22 protein-coding genes are annotated in these 26979 nt (G+C 66.3%); 8 read left to right on the top strand and 14 right to left on the bottom strand.

What is annotated here, in order from left to right:
- Nucleotides 1–153: 153 nt before the first annotated feature.
- The 12 genes from AC0IZS_RS12770 to AC0IZS_RS12715 form a co-directional block, all read right to left on the bottom strand.
- Entirely contained in the window at nt 154–1605 is a 1452-nt protein-coding gene (locus tag AC0IZS_RS12770; protein WP_471635957.1) for a sensor histidine kinase, read from the bottom strand.
- 79 nt (nt 1606–1684) lie between these two features.
- Nucleotides 1685–2377 carry a response regulator transcription factor gene (locus tag AC0IZS_RS12765; RefSeq protein ID WP_471635956.1) on the bottom strand — a complete coding sequence of 231 codons (693 nt, stop codon included), beginning with the start codon at nt 2375–2377 and terminating at the stop codon, nt 1685–1687.
- Nucleotides 2378–2390: 13 nt separating this feature from the next.
- The gene (argB, locus tag AC0IZS_RS12760; protein ID WP_471635955.1) at nt 2391–3281 is read right to left on the bottom strand and encodes an acetylglutamate kinase; all 891 of its coding nucleotides are present in this window, start codon (nt 3279–3281) and stop codon (nt 2391–2393) included.
- A gap of 221 nt (nt 3282–3502) precedes the next feature.
- A complete protein-coding gene (locus tag AC0IZS_RS12755; protein WP_471635954.1) occupies nt 3503–4603 on the bottom strand; it encodes an MraY family glycosyltransferase in 1101 nt (366 codons plus the stop codon).
- A gap of 196 nt (nt 4604–4799) precedes the next feature.
- A complete protein-coding gene (locus AC0IZS_RS12750; protein ID WP_471635953.1) occupies nt 4800–6188 on the bottom strand; it encodes a TolC family outer membrane protein in 1389 nt (462 codons plus the stop codon).
- A gap of 4 nt (nt 6189–6192) precedes the next feature.
- Complete coding sequence (locus AC0IZS_RS12745) at nt 6193–7551, bottom strand: HlyD family type I secretion periplasmic adaptor subunit (protein ID WP_471635952.1); 1359 nt, start codon at nt 7549–7551, stop codon at nt 6193–6195.
- 59 nt (nt 7552–7610) lie between these two features.
- A complete protein-coding gene (locus AC0IZS_RS12740; RefSeq protein ID WP_471635951.1) occupies nt 7611–9365 on the bottom strand; it encodes a type I secretion system permease/ATPase in 1755 nt (584 codons plus the stop codon).
- A gap of 18 nt (nt 9366–9383) precedes the next feature.
- Nucleotides 9384–11144 carry a type I secretion system permease/ATPase gene (locus AC0IZS_RS12735; protein WP_471635950.1) on the bottom strand — a complete coding sequence of 587 codons (1761 nt, stop codon included), beginning with the start codon at nt 11142–11144 and terminating at the stop codon, nt 9384–9386.
- Entirely contained in the window at nt 11141–11749 is a 609-nt protein-coding gene (locus AC0IZS_RS12730) for a hypothetical protein (protein ID WP_471635949.1), read from the bottom strand. The genes AC0IZS_RS12735 and AC0IZS_RS12730 overlap by 4 nt, the downstream gene beginning before the upstream one ends.
- 165 nt (nt 11750–11914) lie before the next feature.
- Nucleotides 11915–13231 carry a M12 family metallo-peptidase gene (locus AC0IZS_RS12725; RefSeq protein ID WP_471635948.1) on the bottom strand — a complete coding sequence of 439 codons (1317 nt, stop codon included), beginning with the start codon at nt 13229–13231 and terminating at the stop codon, nt 11915–11917.
- 275 nt (nt 13232–13506) lie between these two features.
- Nucleotides 13507–13647, bottom strand: coding sequence for a hypothetical protein (locus tag AC0IZS_RS12720; RefSeq protein ID WP_471635947.1), 141 nt, complete (start codon nt 13645–13647; stop codon nt 13507–13509).
- 277 nt (nt 13648–13924) lie between these two features.
- Nucleotides 13925–15034, bottom strand: a complete 1110-nt coding sequence (locus AC0IZS_RS12715; protein WP_471635946.1) for a carboxypeptidase regulatory-like domain-containing protein — start codon at nt 15032–15034, stop codon at nt 13925–13927.
- A 312-nt stretch (nt 15035–15346) separates the two neighbouring features.
- On the opposite strand from AC0IZS_RS12715, the gene AC0IZS_RS12710 reads away from it, so the two are divergent.
- Genes AC0IZS_RS12710 through AC0IZS_RS12675 form a run of 8 tightly spaced genes read left to right on the top strand, consistent with a single transcriptional unit; the run spans nt 15347 to nt 24728 of the window.
- A complete protein-coding gene (locus AC0IZS_RS12710; RefSeq protein ID WP_471635945.1) occupies nt 15347–16084 on the top strand; it encodes a TetR/AcrR family transcriptional regulator in 738 nt (245 codons plus the stop codon).
- A gap of 3 nt (nt 16085–16087) precedes the next feature.
- Entirely contained in the window at nt 16088–16999 is a 912-nt protein-coding gene (locus AC0IZS_RS12705) for an SDR family oxidoreductase (RefSeq protein WP_471635944.1), read from the top strand.
- Complete coding sequence (locus AC0IZS_RS12700; RefSeq protein ID WP_471635943.1) at nt 16996–18609, top strand: acyl-CoA carboxylase subunit beta; 1614 nt, start codon at nt 16996–16998, stop codon at nt 18607–18609. The genes AC0IZS_RS12705 and AC0IZS_RS12700 overlap by 4 nt, the downstream gene beginning before the upstream one ends.
- A 55-nt stretch (nt 18610–18664) precedes the next feature.
- The gene (locus AC0IZS_RS12695) at nt 18665–19846 is read left to right on the top strand and encodes an acyl-CoA dehydrogenase family protein (protein ID WP_471635942.1); all 1182 of its coding nucleotides are present in this window, start codon (nt 18665–18667) and stop codon (nt 19844–19846) included.
- Nucleotides 19847–19859: 13 nt separating this feature from the next.
- Entirely contained in the window at nt 19860–20675 is an 816-nt protein-coding gene (locus tag AC0IZS_RS12690; protein ID WP_471635941.1) for an enoyl-CoA hydratase/isomerase family protein, read from the top strand.
- Entirely contained in the window at nt 20672–22642 is a 1971-nt protein-coding gene (locus AC0IZS_RS12685; RefSeq protein WP_471635940.1) for an acetyl/propionyl/methylcrotonyl-CoA carboxylase subunit alpha, read from the top strand. The genes AC0IZS_RS12690 and AC0IZS_RS12685 overlap by 4 nt, the downstream gene beginning before the upstream one ends.
- Nucleotides 22643–22658: 16 nt before the next feature.
- On the top strand, nt 22659–23828 hold the full coding sequence (locus AC0IZS_RS12680; protein WP_471635939.1) for an acyl-CoA dehydrogenase family protein: 1170 nt from the start codon (nt 22659–22661) through the stop codon (nt 23826–23828).
- Nucleotides 23829–23840: 12 nt separating this feature from the next.
- Complete coding sequence (locus AC0IZS_RS12675) at nt 23841–24728, top strand: beta-keto acid cleavage family enzyme (RefSeq protein ID WP_471635938.1); 888 nt, start codon at nt 23841–23843, stop codon at nt 24726–24728.
- Between the two features lie 46 nt (nt 24729–24774).
- Here AC0IZS_RS12675 and AC0IZS_RS12670 read toward each other — a convergent pair whose 3' ends face one another.
- Nucleotides 24775–25329 carry a hypothetical protein gene (locus AC0IZS_RS12670; protein ID WP_471635937.1) on the bottom strand — a complete coding sequence of 185 codons (555 nt, stop codon included), beginning with the start codon at nt 25327–25329 and terminating at the stop codon, nt 24775–24777.
- A gap of 246 nt (nt 25330–25575) precedes the next feature.
- Nucleotides 25576–26898 (bottom strand): hypothetical protein, encoded by a 1323-nt coding sequence (locus AC0IZS_RS12665; protein WP_471635936.1) that lies wholly within the window; start codon nt 26896–26898, stop codon nt 25576–25578.
- Between the last annotated feature and the right edge of the window lie 81 nt (nt 26899–26979).

Genomic DNA, 26979 nt, shown 5'->3' with positions numbered 1-26979 from the left:
CGAGGCGGGCGGCCCCGAAGCCCTGGGGCCCGTGAGTCCCCGCCACGTGAAGGCCATGCCGGGGTAACGGCATGCCCAGTCTGCGGCAGGGCGTAAATCATGTGTGGAAATGATTCTCGCACACGCCCGGGGAGCCCCAGACAAGCAGCGGCGCTAGAGCGGAAACACCACAGTCACCACCAGGCCACGGCCTTGCGCTCCGCTGCTCAGCGTGAGAGACGCCCGGTGCACGCGGGCAATCTCGTCGGCAATCGCCAGGCCCAGGCCCGTGCCCTCGCCCACCGTGCCCGGCACGCGGTAAAAGCGCTGCATCACGCGGGTGCGCTCGGCGTCGGGCACCCCGGGGCCATCGTCTTCCACCTGCAGGAAAACGCGCGGCGGCCCGCTCTTGCCCTGGCGCATGCCGCAGCGGATCGTGACAATGCCCGAGGGCGGGGTGTACTTGATGGCGTTGTCCACCAGGTTGGACAACAGCTCGCGCAGCAGCCAGCCGTGGCCCGTGACATGCACGGGCTGGACTTCGATCCCCAGGTCCAGGCCCTTGCCGGTGGCGGGATCGAGAAAGGTTTCGAGCAGGGTCTCGCACAGGTCCTTGAGGTCCACGCGCTGCGGTTGCTGGGCATCGAGGCTGCGGGCATCGGCACGCGACAGGGCCAGCAGCTGGTGCGCCAGCTGCGAGGTGCGGCGCGTGGCGTTGCGCAGTTTCTCGATCTGGTCCACGCCCAGCACGATGGCGCCCTGGGTACGCCCATCGGTGGACACGGGGCCCTTCTTGTCCGGGCCGGACGATGGCAACCGCTGGGGTGCCGCCGCCTTGGCCATCATGGCCCAGGCCTCGACCTGGGCCTGCAGGCCCGCGAGCGGGGTGCGTAGTTGGTGCGCGGCATCGGCCACAAAGCGGCGCTGGCCCTCGGCCTGCGCGTTGACCAGGGCGAACAGTCGGTTGAGCGAATGCACAAGCGGCCGCACTTCCGAGGGCGAGGCCGCTTCGTCGATCGGGCTCAGGTCGCGCGGCGAGCGGTGCTCCACAGCCTCGGCCAGGTCCACCAGCGGCTTGAAGGCCTGGCGCACGGCCCAGTGGATGGCCAGCGCGGCGGCCGCCACCAGCACCAGGTTGGGCAGCAGCACGCGCAGCAGCAGTTGCTGGGCCCACTGCTGGCGCGGGTCGGATCCATCGGCCAGGGCCACCACCATCTCGCCGGCTCCCGTTCGACCGCGCTGCACCGCCACCCGGTAGGTCACGCCGCCGTACTCCATGCTGTGGAACTCGGGCGCCTGGGTGGTGGGCACGGCGCTGTGTACCCAGTCGTCACCCAGCAGCAGCCTGCCCGAGGGGTCGCGCACGCTGTAGCCCGAGAAACCGGCGTTCTGCCGCAGGAAGTCCTCCAGCGGCGGGGCCAGCAGCAGCAGGGGCGGGTCGTTGTCGCGGATGGCCGGCGCCAGCACCGAGTCGGACAGGGCCGGCAACAGGCGCAGCAGGCGCTGGTCGTGCTGGCCGGCGGCCTCGTCCGCCGACCGGTAGTCGAGCCAGACCCCAATGGTCGCCAGTGCGCAAAGCGGCAGCACCAGCAGCAGCAGCAAGCGGTTGCGCAGATCCGAAGTCATGGCACGCAGCCCGGGCCGTCGCGCAGGAGGGATCCGGGGTTCCATGGTCAGGGCCGCGAGAAGAAAAAAGGGGGAGGTTTCAGCCGGCCTGGAGTTCCAGCCGGTAGCCGAACCCCCGGATCGAGCGCAGGGCCACGCCATGCGGCTCCAGCTTGCCACGCAAGCGGGAGACATACACCTCGACCGCGTTGGGGGTGATCTCCTTGTCCCAGCCGGTCAAGGCCTGCAGCAGCTTGTCCTTGCTGGCGGGCTTGGGCGCGTTGATGAGCAGGTATTCCAGCACGGTCCACTCGCGCGGCCCGAGCTCGATCACCTGTTCACCGGCATCGGAGCGAATGCTGGCACGCCGCCCTGCAGTGTCCAGCTCCAGCGGGCCGAAGCTGAGCACCGCCGTGGTGGCGGCCTGCGAGCGGCGCAGCAAGGCCCGCAGGCGCGCCAGCAACTCGGGCAGCTCGAAGGGCTTGACCATGTAGTCGTCGGCCCCCAGATCCAGCCCCTGCACCCGGTCATGCAGGGCATCGCGCGCGGTGAGGATCAGCACCGGCATCGACGGACTGGCCATGTCCGGGCGGCGCAGGCGCCGCGTGAGTTCGAGCCCGTCCATGGCGGGCAGGCCGATGTCGATGATGGCGGCGTCGAAGGATTCGACGCGCAGGACTTCTTCCGCGCGCTCGCCGCTGCCGACCCAATCGACTGCATAGCCGGCATCGGACAGCCCCAGCTTGATGCCGCTGGCCACCATCACATCGTCTTCGACCAGCAGCAGTCTCATTCCGTCACCAGGATCAATGGCTGCGGATCATCGTGCCGTAGGCCTGGTCGGTCAGGATTTCAAGCAGCATGGCGTGCGGCACACGGCCGTCGATGATGTGTACCGCATGCACGCCCGCTTTGGCGGCGTCCAGCGCGCCGGCGATCTTGGGCAGCATGCCACCGGAGATGGTGCCGTCGGCAAACAAGGCGTCGATCTCGCGTGCCGTCAGGTCGGTGAGCAGCTTGCCTTGCTTGTCCAGCACGCCGGGGGTATTGGTCAGGAGCATCAGCTTCTCGGCCTGGAGCACGGTGGCCAGCTTGCTGGCGACCACGTCGGCGTTGATGTTGTAGCTCTCGTTGTTTTCGCCAAAGCCAATGGGGCTGATCACGGGGATGAAGGCATCGTCCTGCAGCGCCTTGACCACGCTCGGGTCGATGGAGAGGATGTCGCCCACCTGGCCCACGTCGTGCTCGATGCTGGGGTCCTTGGAATCGAGCAGCTTGAGCTTTTGCGCGCGGATCATGCCGCCATCGCGCCCCGTGAGGCCCACGGCCTTGCCGCCGGCCTGGTTGATCAGGCCCACGATGTCCTGCTGCACCTCGCCAGCGAGCACCCACTCCACCACTTCCATGGTTTCGGCGTCGGTCACGCGCATGCCTTGCACGAATTCGCCCTTCTTGCCCAGACGGTTCAAGGCCGTTTCGATCTGCGGGCCGCCACCATGGACCACCACGGGGTTCATGCCCACCAGCTTGAGCAGCACCACGTCTTCGGCGAAGTCGGCCTGCAGGGCCGGGTCCGTCATGGCGTTGCCGCCGTACTTGATGACAATGGTCTTGCCATGGAACTTGCGGATGTAGGGCAGCGCCTGGGCCAGAATTTCAGCCTTGTCGCGGGGCGCAATCGAGAGAAGATCGGTCATGGGGGCGTGCCATCAAGAGAAAACGAGGATGCGCAAATTGTGCCGCATTCGCGGCCCGGTCTTGCAAGCATTACCCGGGCATTCTGTTATCCAATGCGTAGTCCACCGTCACAGCCTTTGAAACTGGCATGCCACGAGCCAGTGCTCCCGCGCAAGGGCCGCCCCGCCGCGCTGGGAGCGTCCCCCTCGGGGGATGGCGCCGCAGGCGACTCAAGGGGGCTTCATCTCCTCAACCAGTCCGGCACCTTGAAGCGCACGATGGCCAGGTAGGCGACGACGTAGCTGATGACGAACAGCCAGCAGAAACCCATCAGCACCAGGGTGTTGTTCCAGAACAGGATGGCCGGCACCACCGTGAGCAGGGTAAAGCCCCACAGGTAGGGCGAGGTGCGGTTGTTGCGCATGAGCACACGGCGCGACTCGTCGTCGTGGAACACACCGCGCACGATGCGTCGGTAGATCAACTGGTGGAAATGCAGGGCATCGGCCACGCCGGGCGAGACGCCGCGAACCGCCTTGCGGTAGATCGAGAACACGGTCTCCCAGACCGGGTAGATCAGGAGCAGCATGGGAAACCAGGGAGAGACATCGGCATTGCGCTGTACCAGGGAGATACTGGCCAGGGCAATGACGACGCCCCACACATAGGCCCCGCCATCCCCCGCGAACAGCATGCCCCGCGGGTAGTTCCAGACCAGAAAGCCCCCCGTGGCCGCAGCCGTGGTGACCAGCAACGCCGCCAGGGAACGGTCCCCCACCTGCAGCGCCACGTGGGCCAACGCGAGGCAGACGATGATCGCAACCATGCCGGCCAGGCCGTTGTAGCCGTCGATGATGTTGAAGGCGTGGGGCAGGCCCGCCACGGCCAGCACCACGATGGCCAGGCCCAGCCAGGGGCAGGCCGACAACAGCATGTCGATCCAGGGCAGACCGATGCGGGGAACGGAAAGATCCAGGAGGAAGATGGCCAGCAGCCCCGAGGCGCCGGTCAGCGCCAGGCGGTAGCGCACGGCCAGCCGCTGGGTCATGTCCTCGGCAATGCCACCGAGCACGGCCGGAAGCAACACCAGCAGCCAGCTGCCCACCCACCAGCCCAGCTTGAGAGAACCGGGGTCGCCCAGAAAGGACTGCAGGATGCCCAGGCCCCAGGCGCTTGCAAGGCCCAGCAGCAAGGCGGCCCCCCCCAGGCGCGGCACATCGCCCATGTGGAAGCGCTGCGGCATGCCGTTTCCATAGGCGGACGCATGCCCCCGCACCCAGCGTACGACGAACCCTGCAGCCATCGCCGCCACCAGAAAACCCACCACGGACAACCAGATCATGAGGCGCCAATCGTAACTGCAGGGCCTGTGTCGGCAAGTAACCTCATGTACCCCTGCGTGCGGCTGATCACACAAACGGCGCCAATCAACAACAAAGCGAATGCATCTCTATTGCATTCACACAGGTTGCCACCCGCTCCATTCCTGCTCGCAGGACGCACGACAGGCCAGGACGCGACGGCAGCAGATTCCCGACTCAAAGGGCCAGCCAGGCGTTGATCTCCGTCACGCTGGCAGCACGCTCGTCCCCGGCCAGCGACTGCAGGCGCAGGCGCGACGCCACGTACAGGTACCGGGCCTGGGCCAGGTCGCGCAGTGCCGTGGTCTTTTGTTGCTCGGCGTTCAGCACGTCCAGCGTGGTGCGGGCGCCGGCCTTGAAGGACATCTGGTTCGAAAGCACGGCCTGCTCGGCCGAGCGCACGGCCTGCTCCAGGGCGCTGATGCGCAGCACGCCTTCGGTCATGCCGCGGAATTCGCGGTGCACACGCACGCTGAGATCCAGGCGCGTGGCCTCCAGCAGCTCACGGGCCCGCTCGGCACTGGCGACGGCCTGGCGCACGGTGGAGTTGACGTAGCCACCCTGGTACAACGGCACCGTCAGTTGCAGACCGATGGTCTTGTTGTCATAGCGCGAATTGACGTTGGTCACGCTGTCGCTGCTGTTGCGCGACCACTGGGCCACCGCGTCCAGCGTGGGCTTGTGCCCGGCCTTGGCCTTGTCGATTTCGAAGGTCGAAGCCTCCAGGCGGGCGCGCAGGGCCTTGATTTCGGGACTGGCCTGCTCGGCCCGGGCAATCCAGTCGTCCACCGAATTCGGCGCGGGAGCCCCGGGAGCGAAGCGCGCCAGATCCAGGCGCGCCAAGGTACCGAGCGGCTGGCCGGTGATGGTCTCCAGCCGGCGGCGCGTGTACTCCACGTTCTGCTGGACCTCGAGCTCCTGGGCAAAGGTCATGTCCAGGCGGGCCCGGGCTTCGTCGATGTCGGTGCGCGTACCGCTGCCTGCCGCAAAACTTTTCGTGGCCGCATCGAGTTGCGTGGTGTAGGTGCTTTTCTGCGCGCTGATGAGCGCGAGTTGCTCCTCGGCCAACAAGGCATCCAGGTAGGCCTCCCCCACGCGCACCACAAGGTTCTGCTCGGCATTTTCCAGCGTGGCGTCCGCATCCTGCACCACGGCCTCGGCCTGCTTGACCAGCGCACCAATGGCGGGGCGGTACAGCGGCTGGCGAATCGTCAGCGCCTGGTTTCCGCTGTAATAGCGGTTCACGGTCGTGGTGGGCTCGCCGAGAAAGTTCTGTGTCCGGCTCGTGAGATCGTTGTAGTTGCGGCCTGCGCTGAACGACATGTTGGGCAACCGCTGGGCCTGTGCCTGCGGCAACTGCTCGCGGCTGGCATTGGCTGCGGCGCGCGATGCACGGATGGTCGCATCATTGGCCACTGCGGCCTCGTAGGCTTGGCGCAGGTCGATGGACCAGGCTGGCGCAGCCGCCAACAGCCCTGCCACTGCGGCGGCCAGGCAGCCCAGGCGGGCCGCGGGCCTGCGGCGATCAGTTAGCACGGGCAAATGGGCGTATTGTTGCGGGGTCATCGCGTCACTCCTCGGTCATGGCCGCCGCCAGCCGCTTGGTCAGCGGATGCAGCAGGTAGGTCAGCATCGATCGCTCACCCGTCTTGAAGATCACTTCCACGGGCATGCCAGGCTGCAACTGGCGCGCGCCCAGCTTCTTGAGGCCATCGGCCGTTACCTGGACACGGGCCAGGTAGTAGCTGGTATTGGTCTGCTGCTCGGTGAGCAGGTCTCCAGAGATGGAAACCACCTTGCCGTCCACCACCAGTTGCGGCGAATGGGCGAAGGACGAGAACCGCACGTCCACCGGCAGGTCGGAATGCACCCGGTCGATCAGATGTGGCGCCACATGCGCCTCCAGCAGCAGCGGTGCGTCCTTGGGCACGATGTCCATCAGCTTCTGGCCCGGAGTGATCACGCCGCCCACGGTCTGGACGGCAAGGGAGACCACCTGGCCAGACGCCGGCGCCTTGATCTCGGTGCGCGCCAGATCATCGGTGACCGAATGCAGCTTCTCGTTATCCCCCAGCACTTCGCGGCTGACGTCGGCCAGGTTGGTTTCAACCTCCTTGCGGTATTCCTGCTGGCGCGACAGGGCGCGCTGGCGCAGCTCGCCGATGGTGCGGCGGGCGCGTATCGTGTTGCCCTGCAGATCGGCAATCGCGGTGCTGGAGTCGGCGACCATGCGCTCCATTTCCAGCTGTCGGTTGCGGGGCGCGTAACCCTCCTTGACCAAGCCCCGCAGATTGCCCAGTTCTTCATTGATCAGGGACAGTTGGCTCTTGCGGCTGGCGAGCATGCCGTCATAGGCCTGCAACAGCCCTTCCTGGCCCTGGATGCTTTCCTCGATGGATTGCAGGTCGGAGCGCAGCAGGCTGCGCCGGGTCAGGAACAACTGCTCCTGGTTCTGCATCTGCTGGCGCATCAGCGGGTCCGACGCAGCCGCCTGCAGATCAGGGTGGAAGCTGATGCTGGCCAGATTGCCCTGCTCCGCAAGCAGCCGCCCCTGCATGGCGCGCAGCCCCAGGTAGCGCTGGCGCACGGACTCGTAGTTGGCCTTGGCCACTGCCGAGTCCAGACGAATCAGCAACTGGCCTTCCTGGACCGAATCGCCTTCGCGGACCAGCACCTCCTTGACGATACCGCCGCTCAGGTGCTGTACCGCCTTGCGTTTGGTATCGATGGCCACGATGCCGGACGCAGGCACACCTTCGTCCAGAGGTGCCAGGGATGCCCAGAGCAGGAAGCCACCGAAACCGATGGCCAGAACCCAAAGGCCCATGCGACCGGGGCGACCGGCATCGCCTGATCGGGCCGCGTCCACGATGCCCGCGCCCGACGGGGCATCCTGCTTTTTATTCAAAGGAAACAATGATTTGACCATGTCAGTACCCGACAGAATGAGGGTTCAAGAAACAGCGAACGTCACAAGGAGGCGTGCGCTCAAGCCGGCGTTGGCTGCAGGCCGCCGGCGGCGGAAGGAGGAGCAGGTGGCGGCGATTGCGCGGCTGCCTGGGCGGCCCGCAACGCATTCAACACGGCATCGCGCGGGCCATCGGCCTGCACCTTGCCGTCCTGCAAAATCAGAAGGCGGTCTGCCACGGCCAGAATCCCCGGGCGGTGGGTGATCAGGAAAACCGTGCAGCCACGCGCCTTGAGCTCCTGCACGGTGCGCACCAGCGCTGCTTCGCCCACGTCGTCCAGGTTGGCATTGGGCTCATCGAGCACCACCAGCACCGGATCGCCATACACGGCCCGGGCCAGGCCCACACGCTGGCGCTGGCCGCCCGAGAGCAGGTTGCCGGCTTCGCCGATGGGCGTGTCGTAGCCCTTGGGAAAGCGCAGGATCATCTCGTGCAGCCCCGCAGAACGCGCAGCGGCGATGACCTTCTCGGGGTCGACCGCCCCGAACCGGGCGATATTCTCGGCAATCGAGCCCTCGAACAATTCGATGTCCTGCGGCAGATAGCCCAGGTGCGGGCCCAGTTCCATGCGGTCCCAGCCGTCGATGGGCAGGCCATCGAGCAACACCTCGCCCGAGGCATCAGGCCAGATGCCCATCAGGCAACGCGCCAGGGTGGATTTGCCAGAGCCCGAGGGTCCGAGAACAACGGTCACCGTACCCGCCTGCACAGCAGTGCTGATGCCCTTGAGAATGGGCGCAGGCCGGCCGGGGGCCGTCGCCACCAGATCACGAACAACCACTGCGCCCAGAGGGGCCACACGGGACAATGCCGGATCACTCTCGGGGTAGGTGCGCAAAAGATCTTCCAACCGCCCGAATGACCCGCGCGCACTGACGAAGCTGCGCCACGTGCTCACCAGCGTATCGATCGGACCCAGTGCCTTGCCCATCAGCACGTTGGCGGCAATCATCCCCCCGGGCGACAGCTGTCCATCAATCACCAGCAAGGCCCCCAGCGCCAGCGCGAGAGACTGCTGGCTGTAGCGGATGTACTTGCTCCAGGCCGTGATGCGGTGGGTCAGCGCCTGCGCCCGGCCACTCAACTCCAGGGCCTTGTCATGCCGCGCCTTCCAGTGGGGGTGCAGGTTATGCACCATGCCCATCGACTCCAGCACCTCGGCATTGCGCAACTTGCTCTGCAGGTAGGCGCCTGATTCCGAACTGGCCTTGGATGCAACCTCGGCAGGCGCAATGATCTGTCGGTGGCCAAACCAGGCCAGCGCGCCTTGCACCACCGCAAACACCAGTGCCGCATAGCCCAGCATGGGGTGCAGCACGAACAGCACTGCCAAGTAAATGGGCGCCCAGGGCAAATCAAAAAAGGCCAGCGTTCCGCTGCCGCTCAGGAACTGGCGAACGTTGATCAAGTCGCTGAAGGCACGTCCCACCGCTGCGCCGGATTGCGTGAGCCTGGCTTCGAAGCTGGCATTGAACACCCGGGTGCTCAGCAAGGCATCCAGCCGCAAGCCTGCTGCCACCAGCACACGGGAGCGCATCCACTCGGAGAACGCCATCACGACGAACAGGAACAGGGTGACGACCGACATCATGATGAGAGTCAGGTCGCTGCGACTGCTCATCACACGGTCAAAGATCTGCAGCATGTACATGGTGGGTGCCAGCATGAGCACATTGGCCACCATGCTGAAAATACCCACCACGATGAACTCCCGGCGAAAGGCCCAGAGAGCCTGGGTCAGTTCGCTGCGCTGGAAAAATCCCATTATTTTCATGATTGAAACCTGTTGGTATCAGGAAGCAGCCAGCGCTGGTGCTGCAACTGCTGCCTTGGCCGCAGCCGCGTGCTGCGCCTGTGCATCCTGCGCCGCTTTGTTCAACGCAGCGAGCACATCGTCGCGGGGCCCAAAGGCCTGCTGGATACCGTCGCGCAGCACCAGCATCTTGTCGACCACCGCGAGCACGCTCATGCGGTGGGTCATGATGACAAAGGTCGTGCCTCGTGCCTTGGCTGCCTGGATGGCCCCGTTCAGCGCGGCATCGCCTTGCTCGTCCAGGCTGGAGTTGGGCTCGTCAAGCACAACGAATACTGGATCGTCATACAGTGCGCGCGCCAACCCCACCCGTTGCCGCTGGCCGCCGGACAGCCGCGCACCATCAGGCCCTACCGGGTTGTCATAGCCATGGGGCAGGGACAGGATGAATTCGTGCAGCCCCACGGTACGCGCCGCAGCTTCTACCTTGGCCATGTCCACCTCGCCAAAGCGCGCGATGTTCTCGGCTAACGTGCCCTCAAAGAGCTCCACGCCCTGTGGCAAATAGCCCATATAGGGGCCTAGCTCAGCCTTGTTCCAGGTGTGTACATCCGCACCATCCAGGCGCACCTTGCCGCTTACCGCAGGCCACAAGCCCACCAACATCCGCGCCAGCGTGGTCTTGCCGGAGGCCGATGGCCCCACCACCGCCAGCGCCTCGCCAGGAGCCAATGCAAAAGCCACACCGCGCAATATCTGCGCCTGATTGCCGCCGGGTGCAGCGGCAAACAACTGCTCCACCTGCAAAGCACCACGTGGCGCGGGCAATGCCATCCCGGGTGGCTTTTCGGGCAACGCGCTCAGCAGGCCATCCAGACGCATCCATGCATCACGCACGTTCACCACGGTCTGCCACTGGGCCACCACCTGCACCAGGGGTGCCAGCATGCGCCCGCCCAGGATGGAGGCAATGATCATCATGCCCGCACCACCGTTGAGTTCATTGCGCAGGAGCAGCCAGCACGCCAAGCCCAGCAACAGTGAACTGAGCGTGGTCTGGACGAATTTGGAGACGGCCTGGTACCCACCTCCACGCTCCGATGCCAGTGCCTGCAAGCGCAGGAACTCGCGCTGCTTGCGCTGCCAGCGCTTGTGCGTGTCACGCAGCATGCCCATGGACTCGATCACTTCGGCATTGCGCAAGGCGCCATCCGCATACTGCTGAGCTGCAATGGCCTGGCTGTTGGCCTGCATCAGTGGCGGCTTGGTGGCACGCTCATTGAACCAGGCCACTGCGACCTGGATGATGCCGAACACCAGGGAAGCCCAGCCCAGCCAGGGGCTGATCATGAAGAGCAGCACCATCATCACCAGCGCGATGGGCGCCTCCATGACCGCCAAGAGCACCGGGGAAAAAAGAAAATCGCGTATGGATCGAAAGTCGTTGAGCGGCTGCGCCGTAGCGCCTGGAATGCGCCGGAGATTGGCTTCAAAGATGGCGCTGAAGATACGGCCACTCATGGTGCGATCCAGTTCCACGCTGGCGGCACGCATGACTTCGCTGCGCGCCCACTCCAGCACCTCCATGACCACATAGGCGCCCAGAATGAGCAGCGTGAGCATCACCAGAGTGGTGTGGTTGCGCGTGTTCACCACCCGGTCATACACCTCCAGCATGTAACCCGAAGGTGCCAGGACAAGCAGACTCGAAAACACGCTGAACCACCCCGCGCGGACAAAATAGGGGCGCAAAGACGCTATCGCGTCACGCAACTCAGAATGGGGAACGTTGGGCTTCATACTGTCTCTTGAACCATGATGTATTCGGGAATTTCGCCGTTGGGCATGGACGTTTCAGCCTGGGTCTCCTTGCCATCGGGCTCATCGCCCAATAGAAAGGACAGCGCGTACACACCGTCGGAGCGGCGCGACAGCACGATCTCGCGCAGCTTCTTTTCGTGAAAGCTCGCCTCGTCCTCCGGGCGCAGCGCCAGTTCAAAGCGCATGCGGCCATCCAGGGTGAACATGGACAACTGCCCCGCCTTGACGCTCAGCGTGTGGCGGTCAAAATAAACCGGCAGCGTATCGGCGAACTGCAGCAAGGGCAGCGGCTTGTCGCCCAGGCGTGCCAGATTGAACGGGCTCGCGGGGTGCTGATAGACCAGGCGCCCCGTGCGCGATACGGAATAGATGGCATTGCAGACCATCTGCGAGCCCATTTCCGGGAATTGTTCGCGCAGCTGGCGGTAGGTGAGGTGGTGCAAGGCCACCCGGTTCCACACCTTCGTCTGCTGCACTACGGGCGCTATGGCATTGCAGACCTTGGCAAACCCCACCTGCAAGGCATGCAGCCGCTCCACCTGGTCAGGCGTCGCGTTGAGTGGAATGCGCAGGAGAGAATTCATATAGGAAACGGAGTGTACCAGTTCCTATATGAATTTTTCTGTCGCAACCGAGGACACGCATCCAGCCGGAGTGACCTGGATCACAGGCAGCAGAAGATGCGGCCCAGGCACGGGCCACCATGGGCGAAGAAAACCCGCCGTCAGGGCACCTGGCGCCCGGCGTGGTCAGGCGTAGTCAAGCCCTCGCGCGCTCAACCCCACCAGGTCGATATGGGCTGCGTTGATGTCCAGGTTGGCAACGGCCACGGCGAACGACGCATTGGTATAGGCGCCCGATTTGATCAGGCCGGCCAGTGACTGCACGGTGGCGGCGTCCGCAGAGGCTCCCACCACATTGCCGAACAGCAGTGCCACCACCTGCTCCGGCGTTGCCGAGGCGCCCAGCACCGCATTGAGGCCCAGTTGCGCCAACTGCAACTGCGACGCGCCCGAATCCACCACGCCCAACACTGCCCCCACCAGTTCTCGGCTGGCCACCCCTGCCGGACCGACCAGCGCCCCCAGCAGGCGCGCCGTCGTGCCGGCCGCACCGTCGAGGTCCAGCGCCACGGAGCGGTCCGAAAAGCGCACGCGCTCGACCTGCAGCAAGGTGTCGGTGCCGTCCCGGCCCGCCGTGCCATCCACCAGCTGCCAGCCGCCGTCCTTGCGGGTGAGTGAGTAGCCGCCCCGGGCACCGTGGGCCACCAGGGTGTCCACCCCCCCGGCGCCATTGAACGTTTCATTGGCCGGCGTGCTGGTGAACACATCCGGCCCCGCCGTGCCGCTGGGCTGGCTCGAAAAATTCAGCGTCGGGCCGTTCGTGGAATTCATGCCCCAGGTGCCGCCCAGCCCATCGCGGCCATAGATCCAGTCCAGGGCCAGCAGGTCGAACGCCTGGAACGTGGTCTTGTAAGGACCGGCGCGCGTGTACGACATGACGGTGTTGTTGGTGTTGTCCTGCGACGAAGGCAGCGGCCGCGAGGAATCGAACGGGTGCGCAAGCCCCAGTGCATGGCCTATTTCGTGCAGCAGCACCTCGTAGCCAACGCCGCCCGCCGTGGGCTGGCTGTTGATGCCGGCATGCTCCACGTTGTCCAGGTACACCACCGACTCCGCATTGAGCCGGGTCAGCGTCTGGCTGCCGTTGTAGCTGTAGTTGTAGAAGGTGGATGCCAATCCTGCCGTCGATGCCCCCGGAATATTGGTGGCCACGAAATGGAGGTCTGCCTGCGCCGAGCTGCCCACCTCGGTGAAGGTGATGCCCGTGACCGTGGCCGCGTACTGCAGTATCTGCCGCGTGGCCTGCTGCTGGGCCGCATTGAACGCCGTGATCGGACGACCCGCATCGGTAGCCGCCACGCTGCCGGGGCTGGCATCAAAGGTGTAATACAGCACCTTGCGGCCATCAGGGAAGAAGTTCCACGGCGACGGGTTGTCCAGCAAGGCATCGGCCTGCGGGTTGCCGGAGTACACGACATTCTGGAGATCGGAAACGGTGGCCATGGTCGGGCTTTCTTTCAGGCAGCCGCATCCTTCACAAACCCGATCAGCAGACCAAAGGCAGGCAGCAAATCAGGGGGCAGAAGAAGGGTCTGGCCGCAGGACAAACACGTGCTGCACCACTGTATCACCGGTGTTCATGCACCACCGATATGGAAAACCAATGGCTACCACTTTACAGTGGGCTGCCCGTATCGCATGGCCCGAAGGGCGGACTCCAAAAGCAAACGCCGCCCTCCCGCGATGCGGGCCGGCGGCGCAGGTGTGGTTTGGGCGGCTTATTTGCCAGCGGGCTTGTCGGTAGCGGCCTTGCCTTGCGGCGGGGCAGCCTTGCGGAGCAGGTTTTCCAGGTCGCTGCGCATCTTTTCAGCATCAAGACCGGATGGCGTGGGCGTAGGGGTTGGGTTCGGTGTGTTCATGCCCTTACGTTATCACCGGCGCCCCTGGCCTGCCCCATTAACCCTGTAAATGTCTCTATTAAACAGGGACTTGAGGGCCTGCATCCGGGCACCCACTTCGCGCACCAAAATCCCCGAAGCCCCTTGGAAAGCCCATACAACAGCACTGTATTGCTATCAAAAACGCACCCGCGAGCCGGGTATTGGACGGATGGGCCCTACAAACTGTCACTCCTCAGACCATCGCGACGCAATACCGCACGCCACGGCGCCCGCGCAAGGCAGCGCCTTCGCCTGCCTATTTGGTCAGATTCCGGAACACCGATGGGCTTTCCGCCTGGCCCAACCCGGTGCCTTCGGCGATCGGCAGTTCGCGCGCCACGCTGCCCGACGAGACATTCGCCATCACCGAATTGACCGGCGCCACGCCCACCGACCCGTCGGCCAGCACCGTCAGCTCGTACACCGTCCAGACGTTGTTGGCGCCGGTATAGGGCGCCGCCGGAGGCGTGAACGTGTAGGCCTGGCCATTGGAAAGCTCAAGCCGCACGTTGGCATTCGACGTGCCGAGGTTGCCCGAGCCCGCATAGTGGTGCACCGAGTAGCGGTAGACGCCCGGGCGCAACGCGCCACCCGTGCTGGCCGTGGGTGGGCAGGTCACCGTTTCCGGGCCGTAGGAGGAGATGTCGTCCACGTCCAGGGCGCACATGTCACCCGCATTCTTGGCAGCGAAGTACACATGCCAGCGCGCGGTCCCGCTGGCCGTGGGGCCCGTCAGGTGCGAATCCAGGTCGCGCGGGTTCTCGCCCCAGGTCAGTATGGTGCGGAACTGGCCGGCAGCCAGGCCGCCCGCGCTGCCGCTGGCGGGTGACAAGGCCACCGCCACCTGGTTGGGGGCAGCGCAGTTGAGCAGCACGGTCTGGTTGGCGGGCGAGTAGTTGGGTGCCGTCGTGGTCACCGTGAAGAAGCCCTGCGCCAGCCCCGCAAACGATGCCACGCCCTGGGCATTGGTGGTGGCCGAGCGCGTGCCCAGCGTCACCGACGCATTGGCCAGGGGCTGGTTCGCGCCCCGCAACGCATCAAACACCGTCACCTGGGCCGTGGCGCACTGCACCGAGCCCGACCCGCCGGTCTGCTGCAGACCCACCGGCACCAGGTGCAAGGTGACAGGGTCAAAGCGGAACAGGATGTTGTAGTTGGACTCCACCGTGGTCGTGGTGCCCGGCTGCTGCGGGTTGGCCACCGGCACCAGAAGGCGCAGGTTTTCCAGCAGCACGTCCGTCTGGTTGACGCCCGCGCCGCGGGTGCCGGAAAAATCAATGACCTGCGCCTGCGCACCCAGCGCCAGGGCGGCGGACGCAGTGACGATGGCGCCACGTGCCCAGCGGGCAATGCCGTATGTGTTCATGAAACCTGCCTCTCGTTGAATGGAACGCGAAGCGTAGGGGATATGCCTTACCCTACCCCTAGCCCACCAAATCAGCAAAGAGCGCTTTTAGAGCCATTAAGCCAACGAAGCAAACAAAACGATACAGAACCTGCATTTCAGCTTCGCTCGGTTGTTTCAACTTGATGGGTGGATCAACGATTGGGAACAATTTTGCGGCGCCCAGCCGTTCCGATTGGCCTCAACCATCAGGGCACCAGCTTGCCAGAGCGTGCTCTATTTTTACAAAGCACTTGCTTGCTAAAAATAAAGTGTTTTGCTATCGTGCAGAGCATGGAATCCCCCGCGACCCGGCGCAAACGTCCCTCCGCCCCCAAGGCCCCCGAAGCCCCCTTCACGCCTGCGACCCGCACCCGCAAGGCCCCGGCCGCTGTGGCCGCTGTGGCCGATGAGCCCCGGCGCCCCCGGGGCCGCCCGCGCAAGACGGCCGAAGAAGTCGATGACGGCAACCGCCGCCGCAAGCTCATGGACGGCGCTGCCCGGTTGTTTTTGACCAAGGGTTTTGCGGCCACCACCACGCGCGACATCGCGGCGGCAGCAGGCATGCACAGCGGCTCGCCCTTCTACCACTTCGAGAGCAAGGGGGCCTTGCTCCATGCCGTCATGAACGAAGGCATGGTCATGGCCCTGCAGAGCCAGCAGCAGGCGCTGGCCGCCCTGCCAGCGGGTGCCACGCCACATGAGCAGCTGCGGGTGCTGATCCGCCACCATTTCGAGATATTGCTCGGCCCGCGCAGTGGCTTCATCCCGGTGATGCTGTACGAATGGCGCTCGCTGACGCCCGCCCAGCGCAAGGGGATCGCCCGCGTCAAGGACGCCTACGAGGCCGCCTGGATGCCCACGCTCGAAGCCCTGTCACGGCAGGGCGCACTGCAGGCCACCCCGGCCGTGGCCCGCCTGTTTCTTTTCGGCGCACTGAACTGGGCCGTGCAGTGGTTTGCCCCCAAGGGCGGCAAGTCGCTGGACGAGCTGACCGGCGAGGCGCTCGCACTGTTCATACGGGAGGCCTGAGCCATGTACCAGAGTGTGTTTGCACCCGGCCTGCTCGCGGGGCAGGTAGTGATCGTCACCGGCGGCGGTTCGGGTATAGGCCGCTGCACGGCGCACGAACTGGCCCGGTTGGGTGCGCAGGTGGTGCTGGTCGGGCGCAAGGCCGACAAGCTGCAGGCCGTGCACGCCGAGATCACGGCGGACGGCGGACAAGCCTCCTGGCATGCCTGCGACATCCGCTCCGAAGAGGCCGTGGCCATCGTGGTGCAGCAGGCACTGGCCGAGCACGGCCGCATCGACGCGCTGGTGAACAACGCGGGCGGCCAGTTCATGGCACCGCTCGCAAGCATCTCCGCCAAGGGCTGGGAGGCGGTGCTGAACACCAACCTCACCGGCGGCTTTTTGATGGCGCGCGAGTGCCACCGGCAGTGGATGCAGGCCCAGGGCGGCGCCATCGTCAACATCGTGGCCGACATGTGGGGCTCCATGCCGGGCATGGGGCACAGCGGCGCGGCGCGCGCCGGCATGGTCAGCTTCACCGAAACTGCCGCGCTCGAATGGGCAGCAAGTGGTGTGCGCGTGAATGCCGTGGCACCCGGCTACATCGCGTCGAGCGGCATGGACAACTACCCGCCCGCTGCGGGCGACATGCTGCGCGCCATGCGCCAAACGGTACCGCAGGGGCGCTTCGGCACCGAGGCCGAAGTCTCTGCGGCCATCGTCTTCCTGCTCAGCCCTGCAGCCAGCTTCATCAGCGGAACCACCTTGCGCGTCGATGGCGCACGCCCCCAGGCGCGCCTGGGCTGGCCCATGCAGGTGCCCGACGAAGCCACGCAGCAGCGGCCCGCTGTCAAGCCATTCGAGGGCTTTCACCGCGCGCAGGTGCCACGCGTGTTTGCGGCGCAGCCACAGCAGCCATTGGAGGCAGCACCGTGACGGCCTTCGCCTCGCGTTTCAATGCCTTGGCGCCCGACGTGCAGCGGCGGCGCAGCGCCCAACTGGCGCGCCTGGAAGCCCTGCGGGCACTCGAAGACCGCGCTGCGGCCGCCTCGGCCCGCTCGCTGCCGCAGTTCGACAAGCGCGGCCAACTGTTGCCGCGCCAGCGCGTGGCGCTGCTGCTCGACACCGGAACGCCCTGGCTGCCCCTGGCCACGCTGGCAGGCTATCTGCAGGACACGAAAGACTCGGCCAAGTCCGTCCCTGGCGGCGGGATCGTGGCCGGCATCGGCATGGTGTCGGGCGTGCGCTGCATGGTGGTGGCCAGTGATTCGGGCATCGAGGCCGGCGCCATCCAGCCCATGGGCCTGGACAAGATCCTGCGCGTGCAGGAGATCGCGCTGCACAACCGCCTGCCCTTCGTGCATCTGGTGGAGAGCGCGGGCGCCAATCTCATGCGCTACCGGGTCGAGGGCTTCGTGCATGGCGGCAGCCTGTTCCGCAACCTGGCGCGGCTCTCGGCGGCCGGCATCCCGGTGGTCACCGTGCAGCATGGCTCGGGCACGGCGGGCGGTGCCTACATGCCGGGCCTGTCGGACGTGGTCATCATGGTGCAGGGCCGCTCGCGCGCCTTCCTGGCCGGGCCGCCGTTGCTCAAGGCCGCCACGGGAGAGATCGCGACCGAAGAGGAACTGGGAGGTGCCGAGATGCACACCAGCATCTCGGGCCTGGGCGAGTACCTGGCACTGGATGACCGCGAGGCCATTGGCATGGCGCGCGCCATCATCGAGGCATCGGGATGGGCGAACCCTCCTGCAACGTCTGCGGCCCCAGGCCCGACGCTGGGCGCAGATGACCTGCTGGCCCTGATGCCCGACGACCTGCGCCAGCCCGTGGACATGCGCGAGGTGATCGCGCGCCTCGTCGATGGCTCCGAACTGCTCGAATTCAAGGCGCGCTACGGCATGGCGACGGTGTGCGCGCAGGCGCGCATCGACGGCCGGCCCGTGGGCTTCATCACCAACAACGGCCCCATCGACGTGGCGGGGGCCAACAAGGCGGCGCACTTCATCCAGTGGATGTGCCAGCTGGGCCACCCGATCGTCTATTTGCAGAACACCACGGGCTACATGGTGGGCAAGGACAGCGAACAGGGCGGCATGATCAAGCACGGCAGCAAGATGATCCAGGCCGTGGCCAACGCCACGGTGCCGCAGATCACCATCCAGTGCGGCGCCAGCTTTGGCGCCGGCAACTACGGCATGTGCGGGCGTGGCTATGCGCCGCGCTTCCTGTTCAGCTGGCCCGGCGCCAAGACGGCCGTGATGGGCGGCGAACAGGCCGCACGCACCATGCAGATCGTGACCGAGGCAGCGCTGGCGCGCAAAGGCATCACGCCCGATCCCGCCGAGTCGCAGGCCCAGTTCGACAAGATCGTGGCCATGTTCGAGGCCCAGGCCGATGCCTTCTACACCAGCGGCCTGCTGCTCGACGATGGCGTGATCGACCCTCGCGACACCCGCGCCGTGCTGGCCCTGTGCCTGGCCACCTGCGCCGACGCCCAGGCGCGCAGCCTTCACCCCATGCAGTTCGGGGTCGCCCGCATGTAGACGCGCTTTCCCTTCCTCTTGCACTGGTCCACACAAAAATCAACGGAGACACACCATGCAGTTCACGCACGAGCACCGCGAGATCCAGAAGACCCTCAAGCGCTTCATCGACGAGGAGATCAACCCCCATGTGGACGAGTGGGAGGCGGCCGAGATCTTCCCCGCGCACGAGGTCTTCAAGAAGATGGGCAAGCTCGGCCTGCTGGGGCTGTGCAAGCCCGAGGAATACGGTGGCTCGGGCCTGGACTACTCCTACTCCGTCGCCATGGCCGAGACACTGGGCCATGTGCATTGCGGTGGCGTGCCCATGGCCATTGGCGTGCAGACGGACATGTGTACGCCGGCCCTCGCGCGACATGGCAGCGAGGAGCTCAAGCGCGACTTCCTCGCCCCGGCCATCGCGGGCGACACAGTGGGCTGCATCGGTGTGAGCGAGCCCGCTGCCGGCAGCGACGTGTCGGGCATCAAGACCACGGCACGCAAGGATGGCGACGACTATGTGATCAGCGGCCAGAAGATGTGGATCACCAACAGCCTGCAGGCCGACTGGATGTGCATGCTGGTCAACACCGGCGAAGGCCCCGTACACCGCAACAAGAGCCTGGTGATGGTGCCCTTGCGCGACGGCCCCGGCGGCCAGCTCACCAAGGGCGTGGAGGTGGCGCAGAAGATCCGCAAGATCGGCATGCACAGCAGCGACACGGGGCTGCTCTACTTCGACGAGGTGCGCGTGCCACAGCGCTACCGCATTGGCGCCGAGGGCCAGGGCTTCATCTACCAGATGCAGCAGTTCCAGGAAGAGCGGCTGTGGTGCGCCTCGAGCACGCTGGAGTCGCTGACCAACTGCATCGGCTGGACCATCGAGTGGGCGCAGGAACGCAAGCTCTTTGGTGGTGCGCTGGCCGACCAGCAGTGGGTGCAGTTCAAGCTGGCCGAGCTCAAGACCGAGGTGGAGGCCCTGCGCGCGTTGACCTACCGCGCCTGCGAACTCTACGTGGGCGGGCAGGACGTGCTGGAGCTGGCCTCCATGGCCAAGCTCAAGGCCGGGCGCCTGAACCGGGAGGTGCCCGACACCTGCCTGCAGTTCTGGGGCGGCATGGGCTTCACACTCGAGAACAAGGTTTCGCGCATGTACCGCGATGGGCGCCTGGCCTCCATCGGCGGCGGGGCAGACGAAGTGATGCTGGGCATCCTCGCCAAGACCATGGGCATCGCCAAGCGGCCCGCCGCCCACTGAGCCAGGACACCGCATGCCCGATGCCCTGCTGATCGACCGCGCACCGCTGGGTGTCGGCCTTTATTGCGAGACCTGGACCCTCAACGACCCGGCCAGCCGCAATGCGCTGACCGATGCCATGGTGGACGCGCTGCTGAACGCCTGCACGCACGCGCAGAGCGACGCCGCGCTGCGCGGTGTGGTACTGCGCGGCGCAGGCGGGCACTTCTGCGCGGGCGGCAGCCTGGGCGGCTTTGCCAAGGCCATCGGCCAGCCGCTCGATGCGGGCGTGCCCGACCCCCTGGTGCCGTTGAACCGCCGCTTCGGCGCCTTGCTGCAAGCGCTGTGCGGCCTGCCCCAGTGGCTGGTGGTGGCCGTGGAAGGTGCGGCTATGGGCGGCGGCCTGGGCCTGGCCTGCTGCGGCGACCTGGTGCTGGCCGATGCGGGCGCCCAGTTCGGCGCGCCCGAGGTCACGCTGGGGCTGGTGCCCGCACAGATCGCCCCGTTCGTGGTGCGGCGGCTTGGGCCGGCAGCGGCCCGGCGCTGGCTGCTGTCGGGTGCGCGCAGCGGTGCGGCTGCCGCACAGCAGGCCGGGCTGGTGGATGAGGTGGTCGATGGCGCGATGGACGAGGCCGTGCAGGTGGCGGTGCAGCGCCTGGCCAGCACCGCCCCCCAGGCGATTGCGGCCACCAAGCAGCTGCTGGCGCAGGTGCAAAGCGCCCTGCCGCTGCCCGCCCTGCTGGACGATGCTGCCCACCTGTTTGCCCGTGCACTGCGCGGACCGGAGGCACCACAGGGCCTTGCCGCCTTCACGGCCCGCAAGGCACCGCCCTGGAGCGCTGCGGCATGAAAAAAATACTCATTGCCAATCGCGGAGAGATTGCCAGGCGCATCACCCACACCGCACACGCCATGGGCATCGCCACCGTAGCGGTGTACTCCGACCCCGATGCGCTGGCCCTGCATGTGCGCGAGGCCACCCAGGCCGTGGCACTGGGCGGCAGCGCCAGTGCCGACAGCTACCTGCGCATCGACAAATTGATCGATGCCGCGCGCGCCACGGGCGCCGATGCCGTGCATCCGGGCTATGGCTTTCTCAGCGAGAACGCCGAGTTCGCACAGGCCGTGGTGGACGCCGGCCTCGCCTGGATCGGCCCACCGCCCGCAGCCATCCGCGCACTGGGCAGCAAGGCCGGTGCCAAGGCACTGGCCCAGGCGCAAGGCGTACCCTGCCTGCCCGGCTACGCGGGCAGCGACCAGAGCGGCGAGCGCTTTGCCGCCGAGGCGGCGCGCATCGGCTTTCCGCTGATGGTAAAGGCCGTGGCCGGCGGCGGCGGCCGCGGCATGCGACTGGTGACCGATGCCGCGCAGTTGCCCGCCGCATTGGTCAGTGCCCGCTCCGAAGCACTGGCGGGCTTCGGCAATGGCGACCTGCTGATCGAGCGCGCACTGCTCAGCTCGCGGCATGTGGAGGTGCAGGTGTTTGCCGATGCGCACGGCCACTGCATCCACCTGGGCGAGCGCGATTGCTCGGTGCAACGGCGCCACCAGAAGCTCATTGAGGAATCGCCGAGCCCCGCGGTGGACGCTGCGTTGCGCGAGCGCATGGGCGCCTGCGCTGTGGCACTGGCACAAGCCGCGGGGTACGTGGGCGCCGGCACCGTGGAGTTCCTGCTCGAGGAAGAAAACCCTGGTCAGCCCGGCAGTTTCTACCTGATGGAGATGAACACCCGCCTGCAGGTGGAGCACCCCGTGACCGAAGCGCTCACCGGGCTGGACCTGGTGGAGTGGCAGATTAGCGTGGCGCGTGGCGAGCCCCTGCCCCTTAGGCAGGACCAGGTGGCCTTGCAGGGCCATGCCATCGAAGTGCGACTGTGCGCGGAAGACGCCCACTTCACACCGCACACGGGGCGGGTACTGCATTTGGGCACTCCGCAAGCCACCGCATTCCAGCGTGCGCCGCTGGGCGGCCTGCGCTTTGACCACGCGCTGGAAGAAGGCATGGAGGTCACGCCCCACTACGACGCCATGCTGGGCAAGCTCATCGTGCATGCCGCCACGCGCGGCGACGCCATCGATGCGCTGGTGCGCGCGCTGACCGGCACCACGCTGCTCGGCCTGCCGAGCAACCGCGCTTTTCTGGCAGCCTGCCTTGAGCACCCGCAGTTCCGAGCAGGGCAGGCGCGCGTACCCTTTCTCGCACACGAAGGCGATGCGCTGCGCGCCACACTGCGCCAACAAGAGCAGGCCGCCCTGCTGCCCAGCGCCATGGCGGCCTTGTTCCCGCCCCGCACCACCACCCTGCCCTGCAGCTTTGCGCGCCCCATGCGGCTGCGCCACCAGGGTGACGTGCTGCCGATGGCCGTGCGTGAATTGGGCCGAGGGCATTTGCGAGTCGAGCAGACTGCTGCACTGGAGCCCACCACCATGCAGATGACCCCGTTGCCCGATGGCCAGGTGCAATGCGCCTTTGATGGTGTGGCGCACACGGTGCGCACGGTAGCGCTGGGGCCGCAGCGCTGGCACTGGCAAGCCGGCGGCGTGGATGGTTGGGTGGAAGACGCCTCGTGGGAGCCCGCGACACGGGCCGGCACGGCTGGAGGCGCCAACGAGCTGCGTGCCCCTTTCAACGGGCGCGTGGTAGCGGTGCCCGTCGCTGCAGGCGATGCCTTGCAGGCAGGTGCCACGGTGGTGGTGCTCGAATCCATGAAGCTGGAGCACAGCCTGGCCTGCCCGGCCGCCACCACGGTGGTCGAACTGCTCGTGGCGCCGGGCCAGCAGGTGGCGCCAGGCCAGGTGCTGGCGCGCTTTGCATAGCAGGAGGCCTGAGGCCATGCTTGCCCCCACGGATGATGATGGCCTGCGCGCAGACCGCGCGGCCCTGACCGACACGGTCACGCGCTTTGCACGCACCGAGATCGCCCCGCATGTGGACGCCTGGGATGCGGCGGGTGAATTCCCCCGCATGCTGTACCGCCGCGCGGGCGACCTGGGCCTGCTGGGCCTGGGCTACCCCGAGCACTACGGCGGCACGCCTGCCAGCTACGCGCTGCGCCTGCCGCTGTGGCAGGCCCTGTGCCGCTACGGCACCAGCGGCGGTGTGCTGGCCGGCCTGCTGTCGCACAACATTGGGTTGCCGCCGGTGCTGGCGCATGGCACCGATGCGGTGCGCGATGAGGTGATCCCGCCCGTGCTGGCGGGCGAGCGGATTGCGGCCCTGGCGATCACCGAGCCCGGCGGCGGGTCCGACGTGGCGCAGCTGGCGACCACCGCGCGGCGCGAGGGCGACGAGTATGTAATCAACGGCGAGAAGGTGTTCATCACATCGGGCATGCGCGCCGACTGGATCACCGTGGCCGTACGCACGGGCGAGGCCGGCAGCCGGGGCAGCGGCGGCCTGTCGATGCTGCTGGTGCCCGGCGACAGTGCCGGCCTGTCGCGCAGCGCGCTGGCCAAGATGGGCTGGCTGTGCTCGGACACGGCGCACCTGCGCTTTGACAATGTGCGCGTGCCCGCGCGCTACCTGCTGGGGGCCGAGGGCGATGGTTTCCGGATCATCATGGGCAACTTCAATGCCGAGCGCTTTGGCCTCGCCGCGTCGGCCTTGGGCTTTGCGCAAGCCTGCTACGACGAGGCCCTGGCCTGGGCGCGCCAGCGCAAGACCTTTGGCGCACCGCTAGTGGCGCACCAGGTGATACGCCACAAGCTGGTGGACATGCAGATGCGCATCCACTCCACCAGCGCCTGGCTCGAATCCGTGGCGGCGCAGGCCGATGCGGGCCACACAGGCCCCGAATGGGTGGCCCAGGTGTGCCTGCTCAAGAACCACGCCACGCAGACCATGCAGTTCTGCGCCGACCAGGCCGTGCAGATCCTGGGCGGCATGGGCTACATGCGCGGCACCGTGAGCGAACGCATCTACCGCGAGGTGAAGGTCATGATGATCGGCGGCGGTGCCGAGGAAATCATGAAGGACCTGGCGGCCAGGCAATTAGGCATTTGAGGAGCACGCCCCATGAACAACCACAACGACAAAGCCATCATCACCTGCGCCATCACCGGCGTGCTGACCGACCCCACGCAGCACCATGTGCCCGTGACGCCCGAACAGCTGGCGCGCGAGGCACGCCGCGCGGTGGATGCCGGCGCCGCCGTGGTGCATGTGCATTTTCGCCAGCAGGAGGCGGGCAAGGGCCACCTGCCCTCGTGGGACCCGCAGGTGGCGCGCGACTGCGTGCAGGCCATGCGCGAGGAATGCCCGGGCCTCATCATCAACCAGACCACCGGCGTGGTGGGCCCGCACTACCAGGGCCCCCTGGACTGCCTGCGCGCCACCCGGCCCGAGATGGCAGCCTGCAACGCCGGCTCGCTCAACTACCTCAAGGTGCGCAGCAACGGCAGCTGGGCCTGGCCGCCCATGCTGTTCGACAACCAGCCCGCCAAGGTGAAAGACTTCATCGACGTGATGCTGGAGACGGGCACCCTGCCCGAGTTCGAGTGCTTCGACGTGGGCATCGTGCGCTGCGTGGAGATGTATGTGCAGACCGGCATGTACACCGAGCGCCTGCCCGAATACAACTTTGTGATGGGGGTCGAATCGGGCATGCCGGCCGACGCGGATCTGCTGCCCATTTTGCTCAAGCTCAAGATCAAGGATGCACCGTGGCAGGCCACCGTGATCGGCCGCCAGGAGATCTGGCCCGTACACCAGCGCGTGGCCGAGCTGGGCGGCCACTTGCGCACGGGGCTGGAAGACACGTTCTATTTGCCCGACGGCAGCAAGGCCATATCGAACGGGCCGCTGATTGAACAGCTGGCCCAGGTGGCGCGCGATGCGGGGCGCAGCGTGGCCTCGCCACAGGAAGCACGGGAGCTGCTGGGTCTGCACACTGCCACCGCCTGATGGGGCTGGCCGGCCGTCAGCAGCCCGGCAGCGACACACACATCCCTCAGGCCAGCAAAGCCCCGGTGTCGACACCGACCAATTGCACGGCTGCAGCAGCCTCCGCCGGCTGGTGCTCCACGGCGGAACTCCAGCCTGCACTGGCTGCGAAGGCACCTTTGGGCGAAGGGCTGCCGTTGGCCGAGTTGGTGGAGTACATGTACGACTCGGCAACCTCCTTGGCCCAGGCGGCGGCGGGGGCGTTGAAGACCTCCATGTCGCCGGTGGCATGCTCCAGTCCCAGCAGGATGTGGCCCAGTTGGACGGCAACGATGCCTACATTCTCCTTGCCCACGGCGTCCAGGTACGAGAGCAGCGCGCCCTGCACGCCAAGGTTGGACCCCAAGCCCATGTTGGTCGCGATCTTCAACGCCAGCTCCCCCGACGTCAGGCTCTGGTAGCCCGTGCCGAACTTGAAAGCATAGTCCAGCCAGTTCTGGGGGGTGGAGCCGGCGGCCATCTTCTGCTGGTAGAAAGTCGTGCTCGAAGGGGATTGGTCATTGAACGCGCGGTTCAGAATGGTGACTTCGAGTTCGGCAGACATGACGGGGGTCGCGGGCATCACACAGCTCCAAGATGAGGGAAACGCGCAGAGCATAGCGCGTAGCCTGGCACGCGGCCGTGCAATGGATGCTTTCCATCACCCCACTTTTGGGGGATACCGCCCTCAAGCATCTTGGAGTTGGATTTCGGTTTCCGCGAACCGCGTTCACCTCGGCCGTCAGGCACCACGCGCTGTGGTCGCTCCGGGTGGCCCCACCCCGAAGACCGCTCTGCGCCCGGCAACCACAGGGGAGGAGATGTTGGCTCAGTCGCTGAGGCCACCCAGGATGGCTGTGTTGCCAATGGCGACGCCACGGGTACCCGGCGGCGTGGCACTGCGCCGGTCGAATGCCGGGCTCGTGAACGACTGGGTCGTTGCGAACTTGCCAGCGGTGGCGACACGCACGGTGGCACCAGGGGCTGCGGCCTCTTGGGCAATGCCCAGGATGGAGGACGCTTGCGGAATGGAGACACTTATCTGCGCTGCGCCCGATGAGGGCTGCCCACACGCCACGCTGGCCAGCATGCCGTTGGAAAGCACTTCGGCCCAGGCATAGGACAGCTGATACGAGCTAGAGCTACTCAGTACCAGCGTATTTTCCACAGCGGTCAGGTCGGTATTCCAGCTATAAAGGTAGGTGGTGAAGCCTGATCCAGCCGTATGCACCGCCATCAATGGGCCAGCTCCAGCCCGGTCGAACAGCATGACGGGCTGAGTTGTGGCCAGCATTGACTGCCGCAGACTGTTGCCGGCATTGTCGAATTCATACAACTGCCCGCCTACAGTGAGCCAGAAGCCGCCAAATTGGCGCGGACAGATGCACACGGTGTTGGGCATGCCTGCAGCCCCCGTGGCCACGAGCAACGTGGAGAGAAAATTGCCGGATGCATCGTACAGGCGCACTGCGGCACTGGTGTTGCTGGACGGGTCAACAAAAGCCAGATTGCCATTGGTCAACTCCATGGCATTGCGCTCTGAGGGGCTCGCTGTGCGATTGGGAGAGCCGGCCGCCAGTGTGGTCAGCGCCCCTTGCAGCGTGCCATTGGCAGCATACCGCGCAAACTTGTAGGCCGGGCTGCCCGCAGCATAGCGGTAGTAGTGCACCAAAAAACCGCCCGCCTTCAGCGCCAGCAGTCCGACATAGGCAGGGGAGGCGCCGGCTTCCACAAGCGCCTCGCTGCCTTGGGGCACGCCAGTCGCATTGAAGCGCTTGAAGACAAGGTCATTGGTACCCGTCTTGCCATAGGCCAGCACGAAATCGCCGTTCGCCAGGGTGACCACATTCCAGCCCTGCACGTCGCTGCTCGCCAACGCAGCCACGGTGGTCTCTGGCGCCACCACGGCCCCGCTGCTGGCGGAGTGGATGGCCAGCTTGAGCACCGCGCCTTCTGTCCACACCACAGCAATGTTGTCGCCCCCGGCGCGCGCAAGGCGTGTACCCACGACGCCCGTTGCGGCAGCCACCACCACGCGGCCCGATACAGGCACGCGCATGGGGCTGTAGATGCGCAGATTCACCCCCGTATCAGACAACGAGCCATTGCCACTGAAAACGACGGCGAACTGCCCGCCGTCCAGCGCCAGCACCGAACGAAAGAACTGGGCGCTGAAACTGCCGCGCCCCCAGGCGCCGCCCCCTGTGTCCACCGAGGCAGCGGGCGCCAGGGC

It is taken from the genome of Acidovorax sp. AC410 (assembly GCF_979253235.1).
The sequence above is the reverse complement of the archived record's forward strand: the minus strand, read 5'-3'. Positions and strand labels throughout refer to the sequence as shown.

Bases quoted from the DNA above. Each gene is read 5' to 3' on its own strand.
- AC0IZS_RS12730 (WP_471635949.1), bottom strand. From the start codon at position 11,749: ATGAATTCTCTCCTGCGCATTCCACTCAACGCGACGCCTGACCAGGTG.
- AC0IZS_RS12670 (WP_471635937.1), bottom strand. From the start codon at position 25,329: ATGCCCGCGACCCCCGTCATGTCTGCCGAACTCGAAGTCACCATTCTG.
- AC0IZS_RS12750 (WP_471635953.1), bottom strand. From the start codon at position 6,188: ATGACCCCGCAACAATACGCCCATTTGCCCGTGCTAACTGATCGCCGC.
- AC0IZS_RS12720 (WP_471635947.1), bottom strand. From the start codon at position 13,647: ATGAACACACCGAACCCAACCCCTACGCCCACGCCATCCGGTCTTGAT.
- AC0IZS_RS12735 (WP_471635950.1), bottom strand. From the start codon at position 11,144: ATGAAGCCCAACGTTCCCCATTCTGAGTTGCGTGACGCGATAGCGTCT.
- AC0IZS_RS12675 (WP_471635938.1), top strand. From the start codon at position 23,841: ATGAACAACCACAACGACAAAGCCATCATCACCTGCGCCATCACCGGC.
- AC0IZS_RS12745 (WP_471635952.1), bottom strand. From the start codon at position 7,551: ATGGTCAAATCATTGTTTCCTTTGAATAAAAAGCAGGATGCCCCGTCG.
- AC0IZS_RS12685 (WP_471635940.1), top strand. From the start codon at position 20,672: ATGAAAAAAATACTCATTGCCAATCGCGGAGAGATTGCCAGGCGCATC.
- AC0IZS_RS12725 (WP_471635948.1), bottom strand. From the start codon at position 13,231: ATGGCCACCGTTTCCGATCTCCAGAATGTCGTGTACTCCGGCAACCCG.
- AC0IZS_RS12695 (WP_471635942.1), top strand. From the start codon at position 18,665: ATGCAGTTCACGCACGAGCACCGCGAGATCCAGAAGACCCTCAAGCGC.
- AC0IZS_RS12770 (WP_471635957.1), bottom strand. From the start codon at position 1,605: ATGACTTCGGATCTGCGCAACCGCTTGCTGCTGCTGCTGGTGCTGCCG.
- AC0IZS_RS12755 (WP_471635954.1), bottom strand. From the start codon at position 4,603: ATGATCTGGTTGTCCGTGGTGGGTTTTCTGGTGGCGGCGATGGCTGCA.
- AC0IZS_RS12680 (WP_471635939.1), top strand. From the start codon at position 22,659: ATGCTTGCCCCCACGGATGATGATGGCCTGCGCGCAGACCGCGCGGCC.
- AC0IZS_RS12710 (WP_471635945.1), top strand. From the start codon at position 15,347: ATGGAATCCCCCGCGACCCGGCGCAAACGTCCCTCCGCCCCCAAGGCC.
- AC0IZS_RS12740 (WP_471635951.1), bottom strand. From the start codon at position 9,365: ATGAAAATAATGGGATTTTTCCAGCGCAGCGAACTGACCCAGGCTCTC.
- AC0IZS_RS12690 (WP_471635941.1), top strand. From the start codon at position 19,860: ATGCCCGATGCCCTGCTGATCGACCGCGCACCGCTGGGTGTCGGCCTT.
- AC0IZS_RS12705 (WP_471635944.1), top strand. From the start codon at position 16,088: ATGTACCAGAGTGTGTTTGCACCCGGCCTGCTCGCGGGGCAGGTAGTG.
- argB (WP_471635955.1), bottom strand. From the start codon at position 3,281: ATGACCGATCTTCTCTCGATTGCGCCCCGCGACAAGGCTGAAATTCTG.
- AC0IZS_RS12715 (WP_471635946.1), bottom strand. From the start codon at position 15,034: ATGAACACATACGGCATTGCCCGCTGGGCACGTGGCGCCATCGTCACT.
- AC0IZS_RS12765 (WP_471635956.1), bottom strand. From the start codon at position 2,377: ATGAGACTGCTGCTGGTCGAAGACGATGTGATGGTGGCCAGCGGCATC.